General features: G+C 42.6%; 28 protein-coding genes and 1 tRNA gene. 10 read left to right on the forward strand and 19 right to left on the reverse strand.

What is annotated here, in order from left to right; genetic code table 11:
* Window positions 1-76 precede the first annotated feature (76 nt).
* Window positions 77-712, forward strand: a complete 636-nt coding sequence (gene bioD, locus PSN35_RS00560; protein WP_300028242.1) for a dethiobiotin synthase — start codon at window positions 77-79, stop codon at window positions 710-712.
* On the opposite strand, the gene PSN35_RS00565 is transcribed toward bioD, so the two are convergent.
* From PSN35_RS00565 to PSN35_RS00590, 6 genes are all read right to left on the reverse strand, one after another.
* Window positions 704-1,060 (reverse strand): ClpXP protease specificity-enhancing factor, encoded by a 357-nt coding sequence (locus tag PSN35_RS00565; protein ID WP_300028243.1) that lies wholly within the window; start codon window positions 1,058-1,060, stop codon window positions 704-706. The genes bioD and PSN35_RS00565 overlap by 9 nt on opposite strands.
* Before the next feature lie 5 nt (window positions 1,061-1,065).
* Entirely contained in the window at window positions 1,066-1,695 is a 630-nt protein-coding gene (locus PSN35_RS00570) for a glutathione S-transferase N-terminal domain-containing protein (protein ID WP_300028244.1), read from the reverse strand.
* Window positions 1,696-1,777: 82 nt separating this feature from the next.
* Window positions 1,778-2,425 (reverse strand): cytochrome c1, encoded by a 648-nt coding sequence (locus PSN35_RS00575; protein WP_300028286.1) that lies wholly within the window; start codon window positions 2,423-2,425, stop codon window positions 1,778-1,780.
* 43 nt (window positions 2,426-2,468) lie between these two features.
* Window positions 2,469-3,695: a cytochrome b N-terminal domain-containing protein gene (locus tag PSN35_RS00580; protein ID WP_300028245.1), complete on the reverse strand. Its 1,227-nt coding sequence runs from the start codon at window positions 3,693-3,695 to the stop codon at window positions 2,469-2,471.
* 9 nt (window positions 3,696-3,704) lie between these two features.
* Window positions 3,705-4,301, reverse strand: coding sequence for a ubiquinol-cytochrome c reductase iron-sulfur subunit (petA, locus tag PSN35_RS00585; RefSeq protein WP_300028246.1), 597 nt, complete (start codon window positions 4,299-4,301; stop codon window positions 3,705-3,707).
* Between the two features lie 113 nt (window positions 4,302-4,414).
* Window positions 4,415-4,699, reverse strand: a complete 285-nt coding sequence (locus tag PSN35_RS00590; RefSeq protein WP_300028247.1) for a hypothetical protein — start codon at window positions 4,697-4,699, stop codon at window positions 4,415-4,417.
* A gap of 86 nt (window positions 4,700-4,785) precedes the next feature.
* On the opposite strand from PSN35_RS00590, the gene secA reads away from it, so the two are divergent.
* Genes secA through pyrC form a run of 3 tightly spaced genes read left to right on the forward strand, consistent with a single transcriptional unit; the run spans window position 4,786 to window position 9,554 of the window.
* The gene (gene secA / locus PSN35_RS00595) at window positions 4,786-7,464 is read left to right on the forward strand and encodes a preprotein translocase subunit SecA (RefSeq protein WP_300028249.1); all 2,679 of its coding nucleotides are present in this window, start codon (window positions 4,786-4,788) and stop codon (window positions 7,462-7,464) included.
* 31 nt (window positions 7,465-7,495) lie between these two features.
* Window positions 7,496-8,533: an anhydro-N-acetylmuramic acid kinase gene (locus PSN35_RS00600; protein ID WP_300028251.1), complete on the forward strand. Its 1,038-nt coding sequence runs from the start codon at window positions 7,496-7,498 to the stop codon at window positions 8,531-8,533.
* Window positions 8,523-9,554, forward strand: a complete 1,032-nt coding sequence (gene pyrC / locus PSN35_RS00605) for a dihydroorotase (protein ID WP_300028253.1) — start codon at window positions 8,523-8,525, stop codon at window positions 9,552-9,554. The genes PSN35_RS00600 and pyrC overlap by 11 nt, the downstream gene beginning before the upstream one ends.
* 110 nt (window positions 9,555-9,664) lie before the next feature.
* Here pyrC and ribF read toward each other — a convergent pair whose 3' ends face one another.
* The 9 genes from ribF to PSN35_RS00650 are packed head-to-tail and all read right to left on the reverse strand — an operon-like array spanning window position 9,665 to window position 17,055.
* Window positions 9,665-10,579 carry a bifunctional riboflavin kinase/FAD synthetase gene (ribF, locus tag PSN35_RS00610; protein WP_300028255.1) on the reverse strand — a complete coding sequence of 305 codons (915 nt, stop codon included), beginning with the start codon at window positions 10,577-10,579 and terminating at the stop codon, window positions 9,665-9,667.
* Window positions 10,580-10,597: 18 nt separating this feature from the next.
* On the reverse strand, window positions 10,598-11,644 hold the full coding sequence (gene mutY / locus PSN35_RS00615; protein WP_300028257.1) for an A/G-specific adenine glycosylase: 1,047 nt from the start codon (window positions 11,642-11,644) through the stop codon (window positions 10,598-10,600).
* Window positions 11,645-11,660: 16 nt separating this feature from the next.
* Window positions 11,661-11,861, reverse strand: a complete 201-nt coding sequence (locus tag PSN35_RS00620) for a hypothetical protein (RefSeq protein WP_300028258.1) — start codon at window positions 11,859-11,861, stop codon at window positions 11,661-11,663.
* Window positions 11,862-11,920: 59 nt separating this feature from the next.
* Entirely contained in the window at window positions 11,921-12,976 is a 1,056-nt protein-coding gene (locus PSN35_RS00625; RefSeq protein ID WP_300028260.1) for a homoserine O-succinyltransferase, read from the reverse strand.
* Window positions 12,976-13,812 carry an ATPase gene (locus tag PSN35_RS00630; RefSeq protein ID WP_300028262.1) on the reverse strand — a complete coding sequence of 279 codons (837 nt, stop codon included), beginning with the start codon at window positions 13,810-13,812 and terminating at the stop codon, window positions 12,976-12,978. The genes PSN35_RS00625 and PSN35_RS00630 overlap by 1 nt, the downstream gene beginning before the upstream one ends.
* Before the next feature lie 29 nt (window positions 13,813-13,841).
* On the reverse strand, window positions 13,842-15,029 hold the full coding sequence (alaC, locus tag PSN35_RS00635) for an alanine transaminase (RefSeq protein ID WP_300028264.1): 1,188 nt from the start codon (window positions 15,027-15,029) through the stop codon (window positions 13,842-13,844).
* A 7-nt stretch (window positions 15,030-15,036) separates the two neighbouring features.
* On the reverse strand, window positions 15,037-15,363 hold the full coding sequence (locus PSN35_RS00640) for an FKBP-type peptidyl-prolyl cis-trans isomerase (protein ID WP_300028265.1): 327 nt from the start codon (window positions 15,361-15,363) through the stop codon (window positions 15,037-15,039).
* Between the two features lie 9 nt (window positions 15,364-15,372).
* Window positions 15,373-16,173, reverse strand: coding sequence for a DUF2797 domain-containing protein (locus PSN35_RS00645; protein WP_300028266.1), 801 nt, complete (start codon window positions 16,171-16,173; stop codon window positions 15,373-15,375).
* A 6-nt stretch (window positions 16,174-16,179) separates the two neighbouring features.
* A complete protein-coding gene (locus tag PSN35_RS00650; RefSeq protein WP_300028268.1) occupies window positions 16,180-17,055 on the reverse strand; it encodes a phosphoribosylaminoimidazolesuccinocarboxamide synthase in 876 nt (291 codons plus the stop codon).
* Window positions 17,056-17,181: 126 nt separating this feature from the next.
* Here PSN35_RS00650 and PSN35_RS00655 point away from each other — a divergent pair, with 126 nt between their 5' ends.
* Window positions 17,182-17,799, forward strand: coding sequence for a hypothetical protein (locus tag PSN35_RS00655; RefSeq protein ID WP_300028270.1), 618 nt, complete (start codon window positions 17,182-17,184; stop codon window positions 17,797-17,799).
* Window positions 17,800-17,812: 13 nt separating this feature from the next.
* Here the strand turns inward: PSN35_RS00655 and PSN35_RS00660 are convergent, their stop codons facing one another.
* Genes PSN35_RS00660 through uppS form a run of 4 tightly spaced genes read right to left on the reverse strand, consistent with a single transcriptional unit; the run spans window position 17,813 to window position 21,591 of the window.
* Window positions 17,813-18,931 (reverse strand): peptidoglycan DD-metalloendopeptidase family protein, encoded by a 1,119-nt coding sequence (locus PSN35_RS00660; RefSeq protein ID WP_300028272.1) that lies wholly within the window; start codon window positions 18,929-18,931, stop codon window positions 17,813-17,815.
* Window positions 18,924-20,075 (reverse strand): 1-deoxy-D-xylulose-5-phosphate reductoisomerase, encoded by a 1,152-nt coding sequence (gene ispC, locus PSN35_RS00665; RefSeq protein ID WP_300028274.1) that lies wholly within the window; start codon window positions 20,073-20,075, stop codon window positions 18,924-18,926. The genes PSN35_RS00660 and ispC overlap by 8 nt, the downstream gene beginning before the upstream one ends.
* Window positions 20,072-20,881, reverse strand: coding sequence for a phosphatidate cytidylyltransferase (locus PSN35_RS00670; RefSeq protein ID WP_300028276.1), 810 nt, complete (start codon window positions 20,879-20,881; stop codon window positions 20,072-20,074). Before PSN35_RS00670 ends, ispC begins: the two co-directional genes overlap by 4 nt.
* Window positions 20,881-21,591: a polyprenyl diphosphate synthase gene (gene uppS, locus PSN35_RS00675; protein WP_300028277.1), complete on the reverse strand. Its 711-nt coding sequence runs from the start codon at window positions 21,589-21,591 to the stop codon at window positions 20,881-20,883. The genes PSN35_RS00670 and uppS overlap by 1 nt, the downstream gene beginning before the upstream one ends.
* 67 nt (window positions 21,592-21,658) lie before the next feature.
* Between uppS and hisF the strand changes: the two genes are divergently transcribed.
* From hisF to PSN35_RS00700, 5 genes are all read left to right on the forward strand, one after another.
* Window positions 21,659-22,432, forward strand: a complete 774-nt coding sequence (gene hisF / locus PSN35_RS00680; protein WP_300028278.1) for an imidazole glycerol phosphate synthase subunit HisF — start codon at window positions 21,659-21,661, stop codon at window positions 22,430-22,432.
* A gap of 154 nt (window positions 22,433-22,586) precedes the next feature.
* Complete coding sequence (gene ccoN / locus PSN35_RS00685) at window positions 22,587-24,005, forward strand: cytochrome-c oxidase, cbb3-type subunit I (protein WP_300028280.1); 1,419 nt, start codon at window positions 22,587-22,589, stop codon at window positions 24,003-24,005.
* A gap of 13 nt (window positions 24,006-24,018) precedes the next feature.
* Window positions 24,019-24,750: a cytochrome-c oxidase, cbb3-type subunit II gene (ccoO, locus tag PSN35_RS00690; RefSeq protein WP_300028282.1), complete on the forward strand. Its 732-nt coding sequence runs from the start codon at window positions 24,019-24,021 to the stop codon at window positions 24,748-24,750.
* 158 nt (window positions 24,751-24,908) lie between these two features.
* Window positions 24,909-26,075, forward strand: a complete 1,167-nt coding sequence (gene ccoP, locus PSN35_RS00695; RefSeq protein WP_300028284.1) for a cytochrome-c oxidase, cbb3-type subunit III — start codon at window positions 24,909-24,911, stop codon at window positions 26,073-26,075.
* 120 nt (window positions 26,076-26,195) lie between these two features.
* A tRNA-Thr gene (locus PSN35_RS00700) sits at window positions 26,196-26,271 on the forward strand.
* The last annotated feature ends 264 nt before the right edge of the window (window positions 26,272-26,535 follow it).

Consider the following 26,535-nt stretch of genomic DNA (forward strand, 5'->3'; position numbering starts at 1 on the left):
TAAAAATCAAGAAAGGTAGCAAGGCTTAACGCTATCCACACTTTCTATCTTTGGATTAAGGTTAAAATTAGTTATTATGAAAGGCTTGTTTATTAGTGGTAGCGGTACAGATGTGGGCAAAACATTTATTGCTACCAAGTTGGTTCGTCTGCTTGGCAAAACTAGGCAAGTTTCGGTTAGAAAACCGGTTGAGAGTGACTGCCAATTGGTTGGTAAAAGGTTAGTGACTAAAGATGCCGCCGCCTTGCTTGAATCGAGCAATGTCGACGAGGATATTAATACTGTTTGCGCTTATCAGTTCAGTCAATGCTGTAGTGCAGAGCAAGCCAGTATTGCTTCAGGTGTTGATCTAGGTTTAAATCAGCTGGTTGATGCCTGTGCTAGTGATCATTATGTGGTGGTCGAAGGAGCTGGCGGACTACTCTCCCCAATAGCATTAAACACGCTTAATATCGACTTAGCTGTCGCCTTAGATTTACCTGTAGTTATTGTGGTTAAAGACGAATTAGGTGCAGTTAATCAGGCTTTACTAACCTTAAAAGTGGCAACACAACACCAATTAACAGTTGCCTGTGTTGTGTTAAATCAATTTGAACCGAACAGCCTAAACAATGCTGAAGTTATAGAGCATTATGGAGGTTGTAAGGTGGTTGTTTACACTGATCAGAGCCCTAACGATTTTGAGTTAAGCTTGCAAAAACTACTAGTCTAACAAGGTTAGCTTAGGTTTTTCTTCTTCTAGGTCTGCTGGCTTTTGCACTTCAAAAAACATGCCTTCGCCATTTTCGCCCGTATAAATACTTAAGACAGCCGAGGTTGGTATATAGATATCAATTGATTGCCCAGAGAATCGAGCTTTGAAGCTGATATAGTCATTATCCAATACCAATGATTGTGTTGCCGTGCTAGCAATGTTTAATACAATTCGATTGTCTTGAATAAACTGCTCTGGAACAACCACATCTTTATGGCTACAATCAACTAAGATGTGAGCGGTAAAGTCAGAGTCTTCCATCCATTGGTGATAGGCCCTGATCAAATAAGGCGCAACCGCTACCATAGGTGTTAGTTGTACTCTTTTTCGCAGTCAGTTAAAGACGCTTTAAATGAATCTCTTGCGAATAAACGCTTAGCATAGTCATTAACCACTTTACCAGGTGCGCCTAAATCAACGTCTAGTTTTTTTAGTCGCCATAGTAATGCTGCTAAACAGGCGTCTACAATCGTCATTTCTTCACTCTTAAAGAATGGCTTATGGGCAAATAAAGGCACCAATTCAATTAGATTGCTTTTAAGAATTTTGCGTGCTTCATCAGCTTCTTTCTTGCTACCCGTTTCAATAGTTTTGGTTAGTTCAAACCAGCAACCTGCAGAGCGAGTAAATCTGAAAATCATCAAACGCTTTTCAGATTTTTCAATAGGATCAACGGGCAACAATGGTGGAAATGGAAAGCGCTCATCAAGATACTCCATGATTACTGCTAGGTCATAAAGTACAATGCCACGATCAAATAGGGTTGGCAGTGTTTGACAAGGGTTAAGCTCTAGAATCTCTTCCGGCATCTCATCAATCTTAATGTTAAACACCTCTCTTTCGATGTTTTTTTCAGCCATAATGAAGCGCACAACATGTGATTCGATCTCTTGTGGAGATGAATAAAGTGTTGTCGAAGATGGATTAGGTTTTGTTAACATGATTGCTACCCCTTAAAAATGAAAAAAACAGCAGGCCCATTTTAAGACTGCTGTTATGTGTTTATTTTGTGTTATTGTTTAGTTAGTCTTTCGCACGCCATTTGCCGTACTTAACATCTTTCCAGTATTCTTTCTTAAGTAGATAAGCAAGAATAAACAAGATGAATAAGAAGCCTAATACCTTAGCACCAATCTCATATCTGATTAGCTTAACAGGTTCTGCTACATAATCCAAGAAATTCGTAATATCTCTGACGTCTTGATTAAAAGCTCTTTCAGATTTGTCTTGTTTCAGCTGCCAAAGAACATCCGGCATTGAGGCGTTTTCTAGCACATGATTATTAACACCATATGGGCGCGAATCATCCGCATAGAAACCTTTTAGATAAGTGTAAACCCAGTCTGTTCCTCTAGCTCTAGCGGTAAGTGATAGATCTGGTGGTGTTGTACCAAACCATTCTTTGGCGCCATCATCCGGCATTGAGGAGAAAATAGTGCTACCCGTTTTCTCAGCATTAAACATTAGATTGTTAGCCATATCAGCTTCACTGATGTTTAGATCTTTTGCGATACGGTTGTAACGCATTAACTCAATAGAGTGACAACCAGAGCAATAGTTCATAAAAGATTGCGCGCCACGTTGCAATGAAGCTTCATCAGTGATATCTGTATTGGCAGGATCTAAATGAATGCCAGCTCCGCCAGCAGTTGCATTAAAAGAGATAACCATTGCTGCAACTGCAGCCAGTGTTGTGTTAAATAATGTTTTCATATTAATGCTCCGTAGTTCTTTCAGGCACTGGCTTGGTCTCTCCAATTGAGGTAAACCAAGGCATCAGGATAAAGAATGCAAAGTAAAGGGCTGTAAATATTTGAGCCATTAAGCTGTATAGTGGTGTTACAGCTTGCATGCCCAACCAGCCTAATACGATAAATGAAATCACAAAGATAGTTAGCGCTACTTTGTAAGGCCATGAACGGTATCTGATTGATTTAACTTTAGAGCGATCTAACCATGGTAGTGCAATAAGAATCAACAAGGCTGCAAACATTGCTAATACACCCGGTAGCTGAGAGCCAAACATTGGTGGAATGGCTCTTAACACTGAATAGAACGGTGTTAAGTACCAAAGTGGTGCAATGTGGTCAGGCGTTTTCAATGGGTTAGCTTCAACAAAGTTTGGAGCCTCCAAGAAGTAGCCGCCTAGGGCCGGTGCAAAGAATACAATAGAAGTGAAGATCATTAAGAATACCACCACACCTACAATGTCTTTAACACTGTAGTATGGGTGGAACGGAATACCGTCTTTTGGAATACCGTTAGCATCTTTGTTCTTTTTGATTTCAACGCCATCAGGGTTGTTAGAGCCTACTGTATGTAGTGCAACAATGTGTAAGAATACTAATACCACCAAAATAAGTGGCAGAGCAATAACGTGTAGAGAGAAAAAGCGATTAAGTACCGGATCGCCTACTGCATAATCTCCAAGAATGAATTCAAGGATAAGTTCGCCAACAATTGGGAATGAACCAAATAAGTTGATGATTACTTTGGCGCCCCAGTAGGACATTTGACCCCATGGTAGTACATAACCCATAAAGGCTTCGGCCATTAGCGCAATATAAAGCACCATGCCTAAAATCCAAATTAATTCTCTCGGTGCTTTGTATGAGCCGTAAAGTAGACCACGATACATATGTAGATAGATCACCACAAAGAAGGCCGAGGCGCCCGTTGAGTGAATGTAGCGAATGAGCCAGCCCCAGTCTACATCACGCATGATGTATTCGACTGATGCAAAGGCATGTGCTGCATCAGGCTTAAAGTGCATGGTTAAAAAGACACCAGTTAAAATTTGAATAACCAGTACTAGGATGGCTAAAGAGCCAAAGAAGTACCAAAAGTTAAAGTTTCTAGGGGTGTAGTATTCAGCTAAATGTTCATTCCAAACTTTAGTCAGTGGAAATCGTTGATCGATCCAATTTTTATTATTGTCCACGCTATGCTCCTATGATGCTTTTGGGTCAATGCCAATTCTAATTAATGAATCGGTCACAAAATGATATGGCGGAATAATCAGGTTGGTTGGTGCCGGAACACCAGCATATACTCTACCAGCTAAGTCGAATTTAGAGCCGTGACACGGGCAGTAGAAACCACCCTTCCAGGCGTCACCACCTAAATCAGCTGCACCCACCTCAGGACGGTAAGTTGGTGAACAGCCTAAGTGCGTACAAATACCAATAATAACCGCAATTTCAGGGTTGATTGAACGATGTGGATTTTTGGCATATACTGGCTGCTGATCTTCTGTGTTATTTGGATCAACTAATTCAGCATCTAGTGTTGGCAAGTTTGCCAGTACTGTTTTGTCGCGCTTAAAGATCCAAATTGGTTTTTTGCGCCATAAGACACGAACAAGCTGACCTTCTTCTAATTTTGTCACATCTACATCAACGGGTGCACCGGCAGCTTTCGCACGTGCTGAAGGCATCCATGATGATAAAAATGGTACTAATACAAAACCAACGCCAACCGCACCAACAACACTGGTAGCACCTGTCAAAAAGCGTCTTTTCTTTAAGTCTATTTCTTGTTCTGACATAAGATTACAGTCCTTTATTTGAGTGTGTATAGATTAAATCTATAATGAAAAACCCAATAATTATACTGTAATATTAGCGATATATGATAAACAATTAGGCTGTTGTTACGTTATTAATTGGCAGCAACCTTAATTTCAATGTGGTTTATTTCAATCGAGGGTGAGGCTGTGCGTAATAAAACCATAATTTCAGGAATTTGCTGTTTGGCTCTAAAAGCAATGGCGGGATTATTGGTAATCAGAGTTGCCACCCCTTGTTGAATGAGACAGAGCTCTAGCGTCTTGAGGGTTTCAGGCAAAATTGGCTGTAGATTGGCATTAATTTTATTATAGTGCTTTGCCTGTGAGAACAATTTACCCAGCGAGCCTTGAGCAGAAAAATTGGAAATATCAATCATGGGTTTATGCTGACACATTTGATGCAAAGCCTTGTTTATCTATGAGAAAATAGGTTTTTTATCAAAAACCATTCTTTATATTCTATATGAGTATTATAAATAAAGTTTTATCCAAAATTGTCGGCTCTAGAAATGAGCGTCTGATTAAAAAGCTAAGAAAAACCGTGGGTGAAATTGGCGCCCTAGAGACGACCATGCAAGCGCTGAGTGACGATGAATTGCGCGCCAAAACGCAAGAATTTAAAGATCGTTATCAGACTGAACAATCGCTTGATTTGTTGCTGGTTGAATCTTTTGCGGTGATGAGAGAGGCTAGTGTTAGGGTGCTAGGATTAAGGCATCACGATGTTCAGCTAATTGGCGGCATGGTGTTAAACGACGGTAATATTTCAGAAATGGGTACTGGTGAGGGTAAAACCTTGGTGGCTACATTGCCAGCCTATCTTAATGCACTGACTGGCAACGGCGTGCATATTGTTACCGTGAATGACTATTTAGCCGAACGTGATGCTCAGTGGATGGGTAAAGTGTTCGAATTTTTAGACTTGTCCGTTGGTATTATTGCTTCTAATAAACCCCCTGAAGATAAACAGGCGGCTTACGGATGTGATGTTGTTTACGCCACTAACAACGAATTAGGTTTTGATTATTTGCGTGACAACATGGCCTTTGCGACCGAACAAAAAGTTCAAAGAGCTTTAAATTTTGCCATTGTTGACGAAGTTGACTCCATCTTGATTGACGAGGCAAGAACACCGCTGATTATTTCAGGCCCTGCAGCAGACTATTCAGAAGTTTATAAAGCCATTAATCACATGATTCCAAACTTCACTAAGCAAACAGAAAGCGGTGAAGGTAAGGAAATAGTGGTAGAAATTGCCGGTGACTATACGGTGGATGAAAAACACAAACAGGTATTTTTAACCGACGATGGTCACGCTAAAGCGGAAAACTTGCTTATTAATGCCGGTGCACTTCCAGAGGGTGCGAGTTTGTATGATGCCAGTAACATCTTGTTAATGCAGCACATTAATTCTGCTTTGCGCGCGCATATTTTGTTTCACGTAAATGATCAATACATTGTTGATGGTGACGAAATTGTGATTGTTGATGAATTTACCGGTAGAACTATGCCGGGGCGTCGCTGGAGTGAGGGATTGCATCAGGCCATTGAGGCCAAAGAAGGGGTTAGCATCAAAAAGGAAAACCAAACGCTGGCCTCGATCACCTTCCAGAATTATTTCCGACTTTACAATAAACTCTCCGGCATGACTGGTACAGCAGACACAGAGGCGGTAGAATTTCAAGATATTTACGGTTTAGAAACCGTGGTTATCCCGCCAAATCAAATTTCCAAGCGAGACGATAAGGCTGACCAAATCTACCTAACACTTGAGGAAAAATTAGAGGCAATCGCCAACGATGTCGAGCAGTGTCAACAAACTGGCCAGCCGGTACTGGTTGGTACTAGTAGCATTGAAAACTCTGAGTCTATTTCTGCCCTATTAACCAAGAAAAAAATCAAGCATGAGGTGTTGAACGCCAAACAGCATGAAAGAGAAGCAACGATTATCGCCAATGCGGGTGCGATTGGCTCGGTCACCATTGCAACCAATATGGCGGGTCGTGGTACAGATATTGTGCTTGGTGGTAAGCTGATAGAAGCGCCAACAGAGCAGCAAAAACAAGATTGGCAAGTAGAGCATGAAAAGGTTATTACAGCAGGAGGCTTGCATATTGTTGGTACTGAACGCAATGAGTCGCGTCGTGTTGATAACCAATTACGTGGCCGCTCTGGTCGTCAAGGTGATGTTGGCTCAACTCGATTCTACTTGTCGCTTGAAGATAATTTAATGCGTATTTTTGCCAGTGAAAAAATGGCTAATATGATGAAAAAACTCGGCATGGAAAAAGGTGAGGCGATTGAACACAAGATGGTTAATCGCGCCATTGAAAATGCGCAGCGTAAAGTTGAAGGTATGAATTATGATGCCCGTAAAAATCTACTAGAATATGATGACGTGGCCAATGATCAGCGTAAGGTAATTTATACATTGCGCGATGAGTTGATGAGCACCAGCGACGTTCAAGATCGCTTTATTACGATCAGAAAACAGGTGATTGGCGAGTTATTTGCTGGCTATATTAGTGCAGATCAAGCAGAAGAAGACTGGGATGTTGAAGGGTTGCACAATGCGCTAAAGGCTGATTATAAGGCTGATTTCCCACTGCAACAATGGCTTGATGAAGGTGTTGATGTTGACGAATTAGAAAGCAGGATTATTGAAGGCTTGGCTGCGATTTGTGATTATAAAGAAGGCCTAACAGGGGCTGAATCGATGCGTGGTTTTGAAAAAGCGGTTATGTTACAGACGCTAGATCATTACTGGAAAGAGCACTTGGCCGCAATGGATTATTTGCGTCAAAGTGTTAATTTACGCGGCTATGCGCAAAAAAATCCAACACAAGAATACAAGCGTGAATCATTTGCCATGTTTACCGACTTACTAGATAACATTGACATTGAAATTGTCAAATCCTTATCTAGTGTTACCATTAATGAAAACACCAATGCTGACGAGGTTGAACAACAAAATAACGATGAGGTTCAAACGCAACACGATGAAATCGGCACAACAGGTGTTGACGATCATGAAGTGGAAGCTGCTAAACAAGCTGACGACACCCCTGAGTATGACAAGGTAGGTCGTAACGAGCCATGCCCTTGTGGATCAGGCAAAAAATACAAAAACTGCCATGGCTAGCACCGTACCTGCTCAATATTATATTGGGCTGATGTCCGGCACCAGTTTGGATGGGGTTGATGGCGTTATTGTTGATCAACAATGCCAGCAAGTTATCGCTCAAAGTTATCAACCATATGATGACCAACTCAAACAGGCATTACGTCAGTTAACCCAGAGCGGGCAAACTTCATTGGCCAATTTGGCAGATATTGACATTAGTGTGGCAAGTATTTTTGCCAATACTGCTTTGGCGCTATTACGCCAATCTGGCATTTCTGCTGATCAAATTATTGCGATTGGTTCACACGGGCAGACTGTTTTTCATCAAGGTGGACGCTATTCAATGCAAATTGCTCACGGCGCATTGATTGCTGAGCAAACAGGTGTCACCACAGTGGCCGATTTCCGCATGCAAGATATTGCCGCAGGTGGCCAAGGTGCACCACTGACGCCTGTTTATCATCAGCATCTATTAGCTGAACAAACAGGCGTTATTATAAATTTGGGTGGTATTGCTAATATTACCCAAATAACCACTGATCAAGTTATTGGCTTTGATACCGGGCCAGCAAACACTCTGCTGGATAATTGGACGCAGCGCATTAAATCACAAGATTATGATCGTGACGGTCTGTGGTCGCGCAGCGGGCTAGTTGATCAAAATCTGCTTGATCAATTATTGGCTGACGATTATTTTCAACAGCAGGCGCCAAAGAGCACCGGCCCAGAATACTTTAATATGGATTGGTTATCTGAGTATCTAACCGGCAACGAAGCGCCAGAAGACGTACAAAGAACCTTGATTGAGCTAACAGCGATCAGTATTTCCGCACATATTCCAACAGGGGTTGATGTGTATTTATGTGGCGGCGGTGTGCGTAACGTTTTTTTGGTTGAGCGACTGGCCTATTTAAATCCAAACAGCCACATTGAAACAACTCATGAGTTAGGTATCCATGCAGATTATGTTGAAGCTGCTGCCTTTGCTTATTTTGCCAAACGCACTTTAAGCAAACAGCCTTCAAACCTATCAGCGGTAACGGGCGCTAAGCAGCCAAGAATATTAGGAGCAATTTATGAAATTTGAAATTTTACAACCGGACGATTGGCATTTGCATGTGCGTTCAGGCGAAGCACTCAAATCGGTAATCGGTATGACTGCTAGACAAATGGGTAGAGCCATTATCATGCCTAACCTAAACCCGCCAGTAACGAGCGCACTGCAAGCTCAGGCTTATCGTGATGAAATTATTGCCGCTTTACCAGCAGGCGAAACGCTTGACCCACTGATGGTGCTTTATTTAACTGACAACACTCAAGCCGATGACATTAAGCAAGCCATGGCCAGCGGTATTGTTAAAGCGGCTAAGCTGTATCCAGCAGGCGCAACCACCAATTCAGACAGTGGCGTAACTAACGTTAAAAATATTTATCCTGCGTTGGAGGTTATGAGCGAGTTAGGCATGTTGTTGCTGGTGCACGGTGAGGTTACGCATCACGACGTGGATATTTTTGATCGTGAAGCAGTGTTTATTGATCAGGTGTTGACACAAATTGCAACTGATTTTCCTGAGCTAAAAATTGTCTTTGAGCACATCACCACTAAAGATGCGGTTGATTTTGTTTTGTCAAATAACAACAACATGGCGGCGACCATTACCCCGCACCACTTGTTAGCCAATCGTAACGACATGCTGGTGGGCGGTATTCGCCCGCATTATTTTTGCCTGCCAATTCTTAAGCGTGAAAACCCACATCAACGCGCATTATTAGCGGCAGCCACCAGTGGCAACCCTAAGTTTTTCCTAGGTACAGATTCTGCACCTCACGCCAAAGAAGCTAAAGAATCAAACTGTGGTTGCGCGGGTATTTTGAGCGCCCATTGTGCTATTGAACTATATGTCACAGCCTTTGAAGCCCAAGGCGCGCTAGATAAGCTCGAAGGCTTTGCTTCAAAGTTTGGCCCTGATTTTTACAACCTACCTAGAAATACCAGCACCATTACCTTAACAAAACAAGACTGGGTTGTGCCAGAAAGCTACGAGTATGCAGGCGGCACTATCGTGCCATTTATGGCAGGACAAACATTGTCTTGGAAAGCTATCTGAGCAGGCAAGGCCTGCTCAGCTGTAACAGCTTAAAATTTCCGAAATTTTCACTGCAAATAAGGCTATTCAGATAGTCTGACGATTAAGGCTGGGTTGGGGTTTTAGACTATCTAGCAGCTAAAGAAGTTTTTAGCAGTTTGTGTGTCTAATTCAATTTGTTGCTTGAGTGCATCAAAAGAGTCAAATTTTTGTTCATCTCGAATGCGTTTTTTGAACGTGACGATTGTCTGTTCGCCATAGACGGTCTGATCAAAATCAAATAAAAAGACTTCTAACAGAATGTTCTCACCATTAACGGTGGGGCGTTTGCCAATATTGCAAACACCATTAAAGGTGCCCCCAATAATGTTCACTTGTACGGCAAACACGCCAAGTACTGGGCTGATTTTGCGTTTGATGGGAATATTGATGGTGGGAAAATTAATGGTTCGTCCCAGTTGTTTGCCATGGGCAACTTTGCCAGCAATGCTAAATTCGCGACCTAGCATTTTGTTGGCTGATTTAAAATCACCTTGAAACAAGAGTTTGCGAATGGTTGAGCTGCTAGCGCGGCAATCATCGCATAAAACACTGTGGGTGTTTTCAACCTCAAAACCGGCTAATACCCCCTGTTCTTGAAGTAGTATAAAGTCGCCTGTGCGTCCAGCACCAAACCTAAAGTCATCACCAATTAAGCAAAATTTAATATTGAGCTTGTCAAGCAATACCTGCTGAATAAACTCATTGGCACTAAGCTTAGAAAATGCTTGATCAAACTTAATAATCAAATGAAAATCCAACCCCAATTCGGTCAATAATTGATGTTTTTGTTTAAAGTTACTAAGGGTTGCTTGTTGATGGCCAAAAAAACTTTGCGGCGTTGGTGAGAATGAAATGAGTACTGAGGGTAGTCCTAAAGCGTTTGATTTTTCAACCAAGCGCTTGATCATGTGTTGGTGGCCAATGTGCACACCGTCAAAATTACCAATGGTGACAACGCTACCAGAGTATTTTGTTAAATTATGTAGGCCACGAATAATATACATGAGTCTATTTTAATCTATTTACCTTGAGCTTGGCATATCGCCGTTTTCAAGATGGCTAATAATTTTAGCAACAGGCTTTGGCACGCCAAGGGTTGATTGTTGTGGCGAATAAAACTCGTGATTTGTAGTAGAGCAATTAACAACAACTGGATGAATGTGCAAATGATAGTGTGTAAACGTATGCTTAAAGCTGTCTAAGTGTTTGTTAATGGTGGCGTTTGGATCAAACGCTAATAAAGTTTGTTGGATAGCTTTAGGCGTATCTTCGCACTCCACGAAACTCCATAGCCCGCCCCAAATGCCACTACTGGGGCGCTTGTATAAATGAATCTGATGGTTGTTAACAAAAACCAACATGGCAACAGTTCGACTGGGTTTTTGTTTTTTTGGTTTTGGGTAAGGATATTGCGATTGAGTGCCAGCCTTAAAAGACCGGCATTGATCACTTATTGGGCAATGCGCACAGTTTGGTTTGGTTCGTGTGCACAATGTTGCGCCTAAATCCATAATGGCCTGAGTGTAGTGATCAGTGCGCGAGCGTGGTGTATGTTGATCGGCTAGCTGCCATAATTTATTAAGCGTTGCACTTTGCGAATAATGACCAGTGACTTGATGTACTCTGGCCAATACGCGCTTGACATTGCCGTCTAGAATTGTATGTTGCTGGTTAAAGCTCAATGCTAGTATAGCGCCTGCGGTAGAGCGACCAATGCCAGGTAGTGCAAGTGCTTGGTCAAAGTCTTTAGGGAAAATCCCTTGGTATTGTTTAACAATAATTTGTGCAGTTTTGTGTAGATTTCTAGCTCTGGCGTAATAGCCCAACCCCGCCCATTGTGCCAGTACCTCGTCTTCTGAGGCGTTGGCCAAATCTGCAAGTGTTGGAAAGTGATGGATAAAGCGATTGAAATACCCAATAACCGTGGCTACTTGAGTTTGTTGCAACATGATTTCACTAAGCCAAACATGATAGGCATTAGCTTTGGGCTTGTTGCCTTTTTGCCAGGGCAAATGTGTACGCCCGTGTTGATCAAACCAGACGAGTAACTGGCGCGAAAGTGCTGACAATTAGTGAGCTAACTGGCTAGCCGAGTAGCACCCAGCGATGAGCAAAATACAGGGCAAAAATTAATGCCAAGCCGAATAAGTAAGTGGCAATGCACTTTTTGATTGTGTCAAAATCACAGCTTTTTTTGCAATTGGCCTGAACATTGTACAAAATAAATAGTGTCCATGCTGTTGTTAGTATCAGCAAGCCATAGCCGATAACGCTCAATGTATCCATACTCTCTCCCCTTAGTTTTTCTTATTAATGATAAAGCAAAAAATGATTGATTTGGACAGTTATTTTAAATTCAGCGGATCGTTAGGATTAATGCCGTCCATAAACGGCTTATCAACTTCTTCATGGGTAACTTGATAAACACAGCCGATCCAATTATTAATGATGGCACTGGTGGCATCATGCCAAGTGTTGTTGAGCGTCTTAGTAATTAACGCTTCAGGAAAGTCTTGTAGACTAAATTCACCAGATAACAGACGAGTTTGATACTCGTTAAGAATGGCCTTGGATTGCTCAGTTAAATAGTGCTGTGGAAACGGCGGATAGCTGTCACGTGAGTTTGACAAATAGGCCATAATTTCACGTTTATATTCTTTCAGCAAGCTAATGGTATCGTACTCTGGATGTCCTTGAAAAAAAACAATTCTGAGCAAATCTTCACTCACACACAAGTGTGCACCCACACTACTGTCAACTAAAATATGAACACCAGCTGTTTTGAATTGACCTTTGGTAATTTCATTAAAGCGAGAATGTGGCACATTAAACCCAGTGTTCACACCACTCATCAGCGGATGGGTTCGATCAGTAATTTGATGTTCAAACACGCCCCAACATTTACTCCCCATGGCTCGGCGTTTCTGCCCATATTTAAATTCCATGACCGCATGGGTAGCCAAACACGAGCACAAGGTTGAGGTTACGTGCTCGTATGACCAGTCAAGTACTTCTTTTAACTGCTCATAAAAAGGCGCTTGTTGAAGATCGGCCTGTTCCATATGGGCGCCAGTAATGATTAGTGCATCAAGCCCCTGAGCCTTGATAGCCTCGAAGGTTTGGTAATGCTCATTAATGTGAGCGCTGGCCTTTTCACCACGCTCAATAGAAGGCAAGGTAAACGGGTGCAGATAAAACTGTGCAATTTGGTTTGAGTGGCCAATCAAGCGGAAAAACTGACGCTCAGTTGCCTCTAGAGCGGCGTCTGGCATCATGTTAAGTAGGCCAATATGCAGTTCTCGAATTACCTGATGATTGGCTCGATCTTTGCTGAGTACAATTTCACCTTCGGCTTTAAGGCGCTCAAAAGAAGGCAGGTTTGTGTGAGCAATTAAAGGCATTAGCGTATTGCCCCTGCAATTAGTTCCAACACTTCATCTGCACGTTGACACTGATACAGGTCTTCACTGTCGATGGTATAGCCATATTGCTGCGCAATACGCTCATATTTTGGTTTTCGGTGTTCTAATAGGCGCGGGAAAATCCAGCGCACAAAGGCATTTGGATCAGCCTGAGCGACATAGGTAAATTGGTTTTCAGATAAATAAACAGCTAATTGTTGTTGTAGAAAATCAGCCTGATAATACAAAGGCTTTGGGTGCGTTTGCGCGCGCTCAATTAGTGCGCTTTCATTTGTCTTACTGGCTCTAATGTATAGAATAATTGTGTGTTCTGCTAGAGTTTGATAGACTGATTCGTCATCTAGTTCACACAAAGACCCACCTGCATCATTAATGAAATTAGACACCCCTTGCTCGCTAGATCTGTTGATAAATTCTGGCACATCCAGCATGGTTTGAATCTCAGCCTCTTTGTGTAGCGCCTGACGACGAATAAATTCATCAATTGGCAAGCCGCCTAATTCAGGGTTGCCAACTTTGCCTAAGAATGCTGATACTGAAGACAGGTTGTCAAAGGTAATATTGTTTTGAATGTTGATGGATTCATCTTCAAGCAGACTTTTAAGCCAAGGGTCTTGTTTGACTCGAGCCAGAATGTTGTTTAAGATGTTGCTATTTAAATATTGTGCACCAATACGGTAGTCGCCTGAATAATGAAAATACTGATCTTCCTGTGATAGGAGTTTGGCCAGGTGAGTTTTACCAACACCCGACATGCCTAGTAAGGTTAGGCGCTTGTGTTTTGCGTTGATAAATTCATTAGCAGAGAGTTTCATGGTAATTGATTTTAACGCTAATGGTTTATCTATAACAGCCCATCTGCTTTAAACATGTCGCGAATGCCACGAATGGCCTGACGGGTGCGGTGCTCGTTTTCAATAAGGCCAAAACGTACATATTGATCGCCATAGTCACCAAAACCAACCCCTGGTGAGACGCCGACTTTAGCCACTTTAAGCAATTTTTTGGTAAATTCTAGTGAGCCCATCTCTTGGTAAAATTCAGGAATTTTAGCCCAAACAAACATGGTGGCTTTGGGCGGGGTAACTGTCCAGCCTATGCTGTTTAGTCCGCTACACAAAACATCACGACGGTCTTGATACATGTCAGAGATTTCTTTAACGCAAGTCTGATCCCCTTCTAGTGCCTCAATGGCTGCTACTTGAATTGGGGTAAACATGCCGTAGTCTAGGTAGGATTTAATTTTGGCCAGTGCACCTACTAGCGTTGGGTTGCCCACCATAAAGCCTACGCGCCAGCCTGGCATATTGTAGCTTTTTGAAAGTGAGAAAAATTCAACAGCAATATCTTTGGCGCCTTTGACTTGCATAATGCTGGGTGCCACGTAGCCATCGAAAGCAATGTCGGCGTAGGCTAAATCTTGAACTACCCAAATTTCGTGTTCTTTGGCGATCTTGATCACTTTTTCAAAAAACTCTAATTCCACACATTCTGTTGTTGGGTTTGAAGGGTAATTAAGTACCAGCATTTTTGGTTTTGGCCAAGTGTTTTTGATTGAACGCTCAAGCTCGGCTAAAAAGTCATCTTCTGGGCCACAAGGAACGTGCTGAATGTCTGCGCCAGCAATAACAAACCCATAAGGATGGATTGGGTAAGCCGGGTTGGGCACTAGTACAGTATCACCCGCACCGACAATTGCTTGTGCCAAATTGGCCAAGCCTTCTTTAGAGCCAATGGTGACGATGGCCTCAGTGTCAGGATCAATATCAACATCAAAGCGTTTTTTATACCAATTAGAAATCGCTTTGCGCAAGCGTGGAATGCCGCGTGAGGTTGAGTAGCGATGCGTATCTTTACGTCTTGCTGCTTCAACTAATTTTTCAACAATATGGTCTGGGGTTGGCTGGTCAGGATTGCCCATGCCAAAATCAATAATATCTTCCCCACGGGCTCGCGCCTTAGATTTTAGCTCATTGGTAACGGCAAAAACATAAGCGGGCAGGCGTTTAATTCGTGGGAAATCTTCGTTCATAATTTTTTTATTGAATAGCCAATAGCTCTACGTCAAAAACCAGTGTTGCATTTGGTGGAATAATGCCACCCGCACCCATTTCACCATAGGCCAAAGCAGAAGGGATGGTAAGCTTGCGTTTGCCGCCAACTTGCATGCCGTCGACGCCTTGGTCCCAGCCAGGAATTACTTGGCCAACTCCTAGTTGGAAGTTAAATGCCTCGTTGCGATCGACACTAGAGTCAAATTTTTTGCCATTGGTTAGCCAGCCAGTGTAGTGCATTGAAACATGATCGCCCGCTTTGCAAGCGTCACCTTCGCCAATTGCCAACTCTTCAATAATTAATTCCGCCATGATATTCTCCTAATAAGTAATGGTAATATTGTAACCACTAAACTTTCTAATATTCAGCACCCCAGACTCTAGAATTAAATATTGAGCCTTGATGCCTTTTAAGACGCCAGTAATGGTTGGCGTCTTATCAAAGTTTAGCGAGCTAATTTTGCTGGGATATTCTACCACAGGGTAGTTTATTTCCAAAGCTTCATTGTCTAGGATCTGTGCACCTGTTGATTCGATAGTATTACCAATCTTAGAGAGTAGCTGATCTCTGATGGCTAAAAGGTCAATGGGCGTCACTTCATTTTTTAACATTTGACGCCAATTGGTTTTGTCATTAACAAACTGCTTGAGCGCCATTTCTAGCTCGCCTGATTTTAATCGCGTGTCCACTTCTAGTATTGGTAGAGCGTTGATAGCGCCTTGATCAATCCAGCGACTTGGAATATTTCTTTTGCGGGTAATGCCCACCTTGGCGCCTGATGAGTTAGCTAAATAGATAACATGAGGCGAAAAACAATTGTCTAGCCCCCATTGCGGTTCACGGCAAGTGCCCAGATGATAATGACAGGTTTCAGGCTTCATAATACACAAGTCACAACTGGCTAGTTTTTGCGAGCAAGGGTAGCAATGGCCTTGAGAATAGCTTTTGTTGGTTTGTTTGCCACAATTTTGGCAGTGAATAGTTTGGTCAAAACTCAGGGTGATTTCTTCACCAACTAAATCATTCATGCTTAGTAGCTTGTCACCAATTGGCAGTTGATACTGCGCCACACCTCGATTGAGATGGGTGTGCATCTTGCTTATATTGCCGCTTAACTGCATATTAGCTTAGTCGGTCAATAGGTGTTGAACCTGTTGGTATTGTGCAGCCGTTTTTTCAATAATGTGTTGAGGTAGCGTTGGTGCAGGTGGTGTTTTGTCCCAATCCAGAGTCTCTAAATAGTCACGCACAATCTGTTTGTCAAAACTTTTAGGGCTGGTGCCAACAACATAATCTTTTGCTGACCAAAAGCGAGACGAGTCTGGTGTGAGCACTTCGTCCATCAAGGTTAGGGTGTTGTTTTCATCCAGACCAAATTCAAATTTAGTATCGGCAATAATAATGCCACGCTCTAAGGCAAAGTCAGCTGCATATTGATATAGCGCCAAGCTGGCTTGTTTGACTTGCTGCGCTAAGTCTGGGCCTAATAGTTTGATTGTTTCATCAAAATCAATATTTTCATCATGCTCGCCCACCGCTGCCTTGCTTGAAGGTGTATAAAGCACTTCGGGCAACTGCTGTGCTAGTTGCAAGTTGTCTGGAAGTTTAACGCCACAAATGCTGCCGGTATTTTGGTAGTCTTTCCAGCCAGAGCCAATAATATAACCACGAACAATAGCCTCAACCGCTAAAGGTTTGAGTTTTTTGACAATGACAGCGCGACCCGCAACCAGTTTGGCTTCTTCAGGGTTTAGTACGCTACTTAGTGGCTCATGGGTTAAATGATTGGGCAAGATATGACGCGTTTTTTCAAACCAAAAATTGGCCACTTCAGTCAGTACCGCGCCTTTTTGAGCAATGCCATCATCAAACACCACGTCAAAGGCACTGAGGCGATCTGTGGTGACAATCAACATGCGGTTTTCGTCAATATCGTAAATATCTCTGACCTTCCCTTGTTGAATCAAAGGCAGGCTTAAATTTGTTTCAAAGAGTGTTTCCACAACTATTCCTTGTGTGTTATTGGTTTTGTTGATGAGGTATTTTAATCGATTGTATACCTTAAGGTATTAATTGTCGCAGACTTTGGATAATCATCGTTAGCGTGGTAAAATAGACGAAAAACCGTTATGCTAAAAAAATTACTGATTTTTTCTGTTTTATTCAGCGCCACTGTTGGCGCCTCTCCCCTATCTGACGGGGCCATGCGTCTTATTCAAATCGGCAATGAAATCAGCTCTCGAGATGTTGTATTAAGAGGCCAATCCCTGCTGTTAAAAGGTGCATTTGATCTGAATGATTTTGATGCTATGTATGAGGCTGCTAAACAAGTAAGGGCGGGTAATGAGCTGATGGGCTACAAGCCCCAAGAGCGCGAAGCCAACGAAATTTTAATTAAGCTGGTTCGTAGGAGTTATGACAAAGCTCTGTATGAATACGCACTATATTTATTAGACGGTAATCACGGCTTTATTAAAAATGAATTTCTGGCCTTAAATTTATTTGAAGAGTCTTTTAAGGTGCATGGCAATGCAAAATCAGCCATGATGGCCGCCATTATTCGCAATGAATTGCTGGTACCAGGTACTAAGCGAAAACAACGTATTGATGAGTTGATTACATTCGCCATCTTAAACAAAGTGCCTGGCGCGCAAGCTTATCAAGCTAAATACATTGACAAAGACTATCTAAACGATCTCAAGCCAAGTAGTTGGGGCAATTGGATCGAAGCCCAAGAGGACCTCTAGATACGCTTAAGTGTTATAGGCTAGACAACACCCGATTAACTTGTGAGCGAAATTGCCACAATTCCTCTCGACTGACTTTTTTCTGTTTGGGGAGTTTGTAAGTGAGTGGATTTTTTCGCTTGCCTTTATAGCGAATTTCATAGTGCAAGTGAGCACCTGTTGAGCGACCTGTTGAGCCTACATAGCCAATAACTTGCCCTTTTTTTACAGCTCTCCCCTTTTTAAGGTTGCGTGCATATTTTGACAGGTGTGCATAAACCGTGGTGTAATCAGCGCCATGTTGAATGATGATTGCCTTACCAAGTGCGCCTTTCCAGCCTTTAAGCTTGACAACACCGTCAGCCGCCGCCCATACGGGCGTTCCGTGGGCGGCCGCGTAATCAACCGCTCTATGTGGGCGATAGGTTTTCAAAATGGGGTGGTAGCGCTTAAGCTGAAACTTAGAACTGATGCGTTTGTATTTAAGCGGTGCTTTTAAAAAGGAAGCATTAAGCCCATAGCCATAGCGATTATAGTATTGTGTTTGACCTTTTTTGTTGCGGTGTAAAAACGCTTCAATGCGCTTGTTGCGACCTTTAAAAATAATGCCAACAGGTTGTTTTGAACCATCACTAACAATATAAAAACGATCGCCTTTATGCAGGTCTGTAGCAAAATCAAGTTGCCAGGAAAGTGCTTCAACAACGGTGTTAATGGTGTTTAGGCTAAGTCCAGCTTGTTGAGCATCGGAGCCAAAAGCGCTGGTGATGGTAACAACCGTAGTAGAAAGTGGATTGGTGTTTTTCTTGATCGGCTTTGAAGTGTCAATAAAGCGTGTGCCGACTAAAGCAATGTTGAGTTTAGGTTTGCCATAGGGCTGGTAATTTAGCGACTTGAAGCGGCGGTTAGTGCGTAGTTGAATGGTGAGCTTTTCACCAACTTTTAATTGATTAAGTTGTTTGTTTTTTTGATTGGCAGAGAGTAAATTTGCCAATAGGCGCTTGGATAAGCCAAGTTTTGCAAAATATTTGCTGAGTGAGTCACCTGCTTTAACCGTAAAGTGATATTCGTTATTTTGACTATGCGCATTAGCACTGCCAATATTGACGCCCAATAGCAAGACTAATAATACAATTGATAAAAATTTAGGCATAAGACAACATGATTTCATTAGCAATAGCGCGCGAAGATTGGTCGTTGTCAATTACTTGGGCTAGGGATGTTGGAAAGTGATGAGTAGACTGGGTTAATGTTTTTTCGATAATTTTAGCAATGTCTAAAAACTTTATCTTATTATCTAAAAAGCCTGCCACCGCCACCTCGTTCGCTGCATTAATCGTACCCATGGCGCTACCTCCTTGTTTGAGTGCATCAAATGCCAAACGCAAACAAGCAAATTTTTCAAAGTCTGGCGCATAAAATTCCAACGGTGAATTTTGTGTTAGGTCTAGTGCCTCGACTCCTGAGTCTATGCGCTGAGGATAACTCATGGCATAGGAGATTACTGTACGCATATCAGGGTTGCCTAATTGTGACAAGGTTGAGCCATCATTAAAATAGACTGAAGAATGAATAATACTCTGCGGGTGCATCACCACATCAATCTGAGTGTGTGGCAAATTAAACAAATAATGCGCCTCAATTACTTCTAAACCCTTGTTCATCATGGTGGCGGAATCAACCGATATCTTACGCCCCATTGACCAGTTAGGATGAGCGCAAGCTTGATCTGGCGTGATGGCACTCAACTCATTAAGTGGCGTGTGTAAAAACGGCCCGCCACTGGCGGTTAGTTGAATTTTGCTCAGGCCAGATGTGCCACCTTGCAAGCATTGAAAAATAGCGCTATGCTCAGAATCAACCGGAATAAGCTCGGCGTTGTTGTCTTTAACTGCCTGCATAAAAATATCACCCGCCAATACCAGCGATTCTTTATTAGCTAGCATAATACGTTTTCCCGCTTTGGCAGCTGCAAGGCTTGATGCCATCCCGGCACTGCCAACAATAGCAGCCATGACATAATCAGTCTGCGCATGTTCGGCAATCATCTCTAATGCTGACGTACCAGATAATACTGTGGTGTCATTTTGCAACTGAGCTGAAAGTTGAGTAGCTGCATTTTCATCGGTCATAACGGCGTATTTGGGCTTATATTTAGCACACAGTTTGACCATGTCTTGCCAATTGGTGTTTGCACTTATAGCAAAGACTTGAAACTGCTCAGGATGCAAATCAACAACAGCCAAGGTGCTTTGGCCAATGGATCCAGTTGCGCCTAATAGGGTTAAGTTGATCATATAAAACTTAAGCCTAGTAAGAAAAACGGCGCCGCCGCTGTGAGGGAGTCTATTCGATCTAAAATGCCGCCATGACCAGGCAAAATATTGCCACTATCTTTAATGCCAGAGGTGCGTTTAAACAAGCTTTCGTACAGATCACCCAATACAGAAACACTAGAAATCACCACAGCCAGTAAAAAATACCCGGCGTAGGCATCAGTGGTTATGTGTTTATATTGTAAGAATGCCCACATGATGGCTATTGCGAAAACAATGCCGCCAATCACGCCTTCTATGGATTTTCCAGGGCTGACATTGGGCGCAAGTTTGCGCTTGCCAATAGCCCTGCCAACAAAATATGCGCCAGAATCAGCGCCCCAAATTAGCAGCATTAGCAACAAAAAATAGTCACTACTATAGTTTGAATGTAGGTTGGCCAGCGCTACCCACATTGGTGCAAACAACATGACGCCGCCCATAACTCTGATAACACCAGAGCCATACCAAGATTGGATGTTTTTAGGGTAGCTAATCACCCAGTATAGATTTAAACCCCACCAAAGGGCCGATACATATAATATGGTTTGCAAATTTTGCAGATCTTGCGCATGTTTTGATGCAACCAAGCTACAACCGACAACACTTATAGATATCAATGCTCGATATAGTGGTTGTTCAATTTTAATTAACCTAGCAAACTCCCAAGCGCCCAAGGCAACAAACACTAATAGTAAATAGCTAAAGTAGTCGGTAGGCATGGCAATAATAGCCCAAATAAACAAAGGTGCCAAAATTAGTGCGGTTAAGATTCTTGGTAATAGCATTAGGTTTCCTTGCGTGCGCCGAAGCGGCGATCACGATGATTAAAGCTGTCTATGGCTTTGTTAAGTTCGGCCTCATCAAAGTCTGGCCACAGGGTGTCGGTAAAATAAAACTCACTATACGCCACATCCCAAAGTAAGAAATTACTAATTCTAAGCTCGCCACTACTGCGAATTAATAAATCAACAGCTGGCTCGCTGGCCAATGAAAGATAATTTGCAAAGCTGTCGATGGTAATGTCATCAGGGGTTATTTCGCCTTTGATGGCCGCCTGCGCTGCTTGTTTAGCTGCTTGTGCAATATCCCACTGGCCGCCATAATTAGCGGCAATAACCAAAGTTAATCCGCTGTTATTGGCCAATTCAGCTTGCGCTTGGGCGGCTGTTTCTTGCACATCTTTTGGAAATAAAGACAGATCGCCGATAATTTTTAAGCATACGTTGTGCTTATGTAATTTCTTAACTTCCTGCTTAAGCACGGTTAAAAACAATTTAAACAGTAACGATACTTCTTCTGTTGATCGATTTTTATTTTCACTGCTAAAGGCAAATAAAGTAAGTGTTTTTACACCCATTGCTCCACAAGCTTTCACCACGGTGCGCACCGCTTTGACACCTTGCTGATGGCCAACAATGCGCGGCAAGCTGCGCTTAGAGGCCCAGCGGCCATTGCCATCCATGATAATTGCAATATGTTTTGGAATGTTTGTCATAGGCCAAGATTATACCTAACCCTTCATATATGGCCACATAACAAACATACAGAGGTAAAATTCACCCATGAGTTTAGCAAAAAGAATTATCCCCTGTTTAGATGTGCGCGATGGCCGTGTGGTGAAAGGCGTGCAGTTTGTTGATATTAAAGATGCGGGTGATCCAGTTGAGGTGGCCAAAGGTTACGATGAACAGGGCGCTGATGAAATCACCTTTTTAGATATTACCGCCTCGCATGAAGGTCGTGACACCACGGTACACATGGTGGAAAGCATTGCTGAACAAGTATTTATTCCGTTAACGGTTGGCGGCGGTATTCGTAAGGCACAAGATGTGCGCGACATGCTAAATGCTGGCGCTGACAAAGTAGCAGTTAACTCTGCAGCAATTTTTAATCCCAATTTAATTAACGAGCTAAGCGAGCAGTTTGGCTCACAATGTATTGTTATTGCTATTGATGCTAAAAAAGTTTCAAGCAATCCTAATAAATGGGAAATTTTTACCCATGGCGGGCGCAAACCAACAGGTATTGATGTGGTTGAGTGGGCGGTGAAAATGACACAAGGAGACCATGGTGCCGGAGAAGTGCTGCTTACCTCGATGGACTGCGACGGGGTTAAAACCGGTTTTGATCTTGAGCTAACCAAGGCAGTATCTGACGCCGTAGCAGTTCCGGTGATTGCCTCTGGCGGCGTGGGTAATTTAGCGCACCTATCTGAGGGTGTGCTTGAGGGCGGTGCAGATGCAGTTTTAGCGGCCAGTATTTTCCATTTTGGTGAATATACAGTTGAGCAGGCCAAGCTTGCTATGCAAGCAAAAGGCATCGAAGTGCGACTTTAATCTTTACATAGATCAAAATAAAACCAAAAAATTGATTTATATCAAGAAACTCAAATACAGTTGACGGTATCATAGGGGCTCGTGTAGAATTGCACGGTACTTATATTGGCTTGTTTAATATAAGGTTATTAACCAAAAACAAAGAGGACTATTCATGAATTTAACAGAAAAGTATGATTTAGGCGTCGTCAAATGGTTTACGATTATGTCGTCCGTTTACTTGGTAGTGGCAACGCTACTAGGTGTGTACATCGCTTCTGAATTGGCATTTCCCTATCTAAATGATTTGGGCACAGATTTGCCGTATTTTCAATTTGGCCGCTTGCGACCGCTGCATACTAATGCAGCAATTTTCGCATTCGGTGGATCAGCACTTATGGCAGCCGCCTTCTACATTGTGCAAAGAACCAACCAAACCCGCTTGTGGTCAAACAAGATGGCTTGGTTTACGTTCTGGTCGTGGAACACGGTGATTGTACTTGCTGTTGTGACGCTACCTTTAGGCTTAACACAATCTAAAGAGTATGCAGAGCTTGAATGGCCTATCGATATTCTAATTACGTTGTCATGGGCGTCATACCTATACAACTTTATTATGACAATTCACATTCGTGATAAAAACAAGGTGCCACATGTCTATGTAGCAAACTGGTTCTTCATGGGTATGATGGTGATGGTAACTTACCTACACGTCGTAAACAACCTATCTATTCCAGTAGATTGGTTTAAGTCTTACTCTATTTTCTCTGGTGTGCAAGATGCAATGATCCAGTGGTGGTGGGGTCATAATGCGGTTGGCTTCTTCTTGACAGCTGGCTTCCTAGGTATTATGTATTACTTTGTACCAAAACAAGCACAGCGTCCGGTTTATTCATACCGTTTGTCTGTAATTCACTTCTGGGCATTAATGTTTGGTTACGTATGGTTAGGTGCTCACCACTTACAATACACAGCCTTACCAGATTGGGCAGGTTCATTAGGTGCAACCATTTCACTAGCAATGATCATTCCATCATGGGGTGGTGCATTGAACGGTATCTTGACACTATCAGGTGCTTGGGATCGTCTACGTGAAGACTACATTCTGCGTTTCTTAATCATGTCATTAGCATTCTATGCAATGAGTACTTTTGAGGGCCCGGTAATGGCAGCGAAGAACGTTAATGCGTTGTCACACTACACAGACTGGACCATTGGCCACGTACACTCAGGTGCACTAGGTTGGAACATCATGGTAGCAGCAGGTGCACTTTACCACATGATTGAAAAAATCTACAATGTTAGATTAAGTCAAAAACTATTGGCTATTCACTTCTGGATCCATACGATTGGTACGGTAACGTACATTGTTGCGATGTGGGTATCTGGCATCATGCAGGGTTTAATGTGGAGAGCCTATGATGAGTACGGTACATTAGCGTACACATTTGCAGAGTCAGTTGCTGCAATGCACCCATACTATGTAATGAGAGCGGCCGGTGGTGTGCTAGTATTTACAGGTGCAGTGATCATGTTAATCAACATTGTCAGCACAATCCGCAAGTCGGGTTCCGTGCAGACAGCTAACGCATAAGAGGAGATAGATCATGTCAAATCAAAACGGAAAAGAAAGCTTACAATCCAAGCTTGAAAAGAACATCTTCGGCATGTACTTGTTTATGGCACTGTCAGTGTCATTAGCGGGTATCGTGCAGATTGTGCCTTTATTTACTAACCCAGATGCGGTTAAAGACGAAGTAACTATGTCAGACGGCAGTACGCAAAGCTTGTTATGGCAGCGCGCAGAAGGCCAATCTTTATCTGATTGGAAGCCAGGTGATGGCGTTCGACCTAATACACCTTTAGAGGTGGCAGGTCGTGACATCTATCAGCGTGAAGGTTGTTACTTGTGTCATTCGCAAATGATTCGTCCATTTAGAGATGAGAATGAGCGTTATGGTCACTTCTCTCTAGCAGTGGAGTCTAAGTATGACCACCCGTTCCAGTGGGGTTCTAAAAGAACCGGCCCTGATCTAGCGCGTTTAGGTGGTAAGTATTCAGACGAATGGCACATTCTTCACTTGCGTCAACCGCAAGCGTTAGTGCCTGAGTCAGTAATGCCTAAATACAAGTTCTTAGATAACGCAATGGTGGATGGCGATGAAATTGCTACACACATGAGCGGACTAAGAAAAGTTGGTGTGCCATATACAGATGCTGATATTGCAGGTGCTGCTGAGGCAGTTGCTGGCAAAACTGAAATGGACGCTATGGTTGCATACTTGCAATCATTAGGCAACATGATTAAGTTTGAAGACGGCGTTACATACCGCGAATAATGACTTTAGTTGATAAAATCGGTGCGGTTACCGCGGTAGTAGTATTTATTTTATTGGCGAGTGCTTATTTTTACTCGTTTAGACCAAAAAATAAGCAACAATTTGAAGACTTACGAAATTTCGTCAACGATGATGACGAACGTTAAGAGGAGAAGATAATGAGTGAACATAAAAATCCATACCCAGGTGAAAACAATACGGGTCACTTTTGGGATGATGAAAACGATGTAAGAGAGTTAAATAACCGCCCACCAAGATGGTACATGCAGGCGATGGCTATAAGTATCGTTGCGGTAGTTATTTACTCTTTCTACTACCCAAGTATTCCTTGGTTTGGTGATCACTACAAAGGTTCAGCTGGCTGGACTCAAGTAGGTGAGATGAAGGAAAGTGTGGCAGAGCTTGAGGCTTACCGTGAAAAGAAATTTGCGGCAACAGAGCAAGCGATTGCAGACAGTTCTTTAGAAGATATTGTTCGTGACGATGAGCTAAGAACTTATGCGGTTAAAACTGCTAAAGTATTATTTGGTGATAACTGTGCAGCCTGTCATGGTGCAGGTGGTCAAGGTAATGCAGGCTTCCCAGTATTGGCTGACGATGATTGGTTATTTGGTGGCACGCTAGCAAAAATTGAGCAAAGTGTTACAAATGGTCGTAAAGGTAATATGCCAGCACGTATGTTGGGCATCACTGATGCTCAAGCAGGCGAGCTTGCAACGTTCTTAATTGAAACGGGCAAAGGCGAAGCGGGTAATCCAAACCCTGCTTCTAAAGCACTTTACTTAACTAAAGGTTGTATTGGTTGTCACGGCCCTACCTTAAAGGGTAATCAAATGTTGGGTGCAGCGAACTTAAGTGATGGCATCTACCGTTTTGCAGCAGATGATCAACACGCTTCAGTTGTGCGTACTATCGTTCATGGTGTAAACCAAGGTCATGATCCATTAACACAAGATGCAGTAATGCCAGCGTTTGGTAACTCTAACGTAATCGATGCAGTACAACTTAAAAAGCTAGTGGTTTATGTGCATCAGTTAGGCGGTGGCGTACCAGTTGGTCCAGCACCTAAAAAGGCAAAAGCATCTAATGATCCTAAGTACTCACCAGTAGCAGCAGCTAGCGATTCTTTCGCTGATGTGATTGCAGCGGCAGAAGCTAACTATAAGAAAAATATAGCGCAAAATGCAGCTTGGAGAGATACAGGTAAGATGATCAAAGAAGCGAAGAAAACAAAGGATGCAGCATTAGCTAAAAAAGCTAATACGCAAGCCGTTAATGCACTCAGACAAGCGTCTGTGGCATTAACTGCCAGCCCTACTTTCTAAGTTTTAGATAAGCTTAAAAAATGCCTCTTTATTGAGGCATTTTTTTCGTCTATCAAAAAGTGAAAAATCATCATTTTTATTAAATGAACGCAATAATAGTTTGGTATAATTTGCGCTATTGCCGAAGTAGCACAGTTGGTAGTGCAACTGATTTGTAATCAGTAGGTCGCCAGTTCGAGTCCGGCCTTCGGCACCATATCTAAGCCCAATGTATGAAAATACACTGGGCTTTTTTATTGCCTAAAATTTATAGCCATAAAGTTTCCGGTAACCAGTTTTAATTACTGGAGCTGCTAACAGACGGCAAGCCGAATGATTTAGATCAGTATGAAGATCATTATGGCATTGAAGATACCAAGCAAGCCATCTTAAGTGCAAAAGCATTGGGGCTCAAAGTGTTTTGTGTCACGATTGATGAAAAAGCCAATGATTATTTGCCTAACTTATTTGGTGCTAATGG

The sequence above is a fragment of the Candidatus Thioglobus sp. genome, from assembly GCF_028599055.1.
Classification (GTDB): domain Bacteria; phylum Pseudomonadota; class Gammaproteobacteria; order PS1; family Pseudothioglobaceae; genus Thioglobus_A.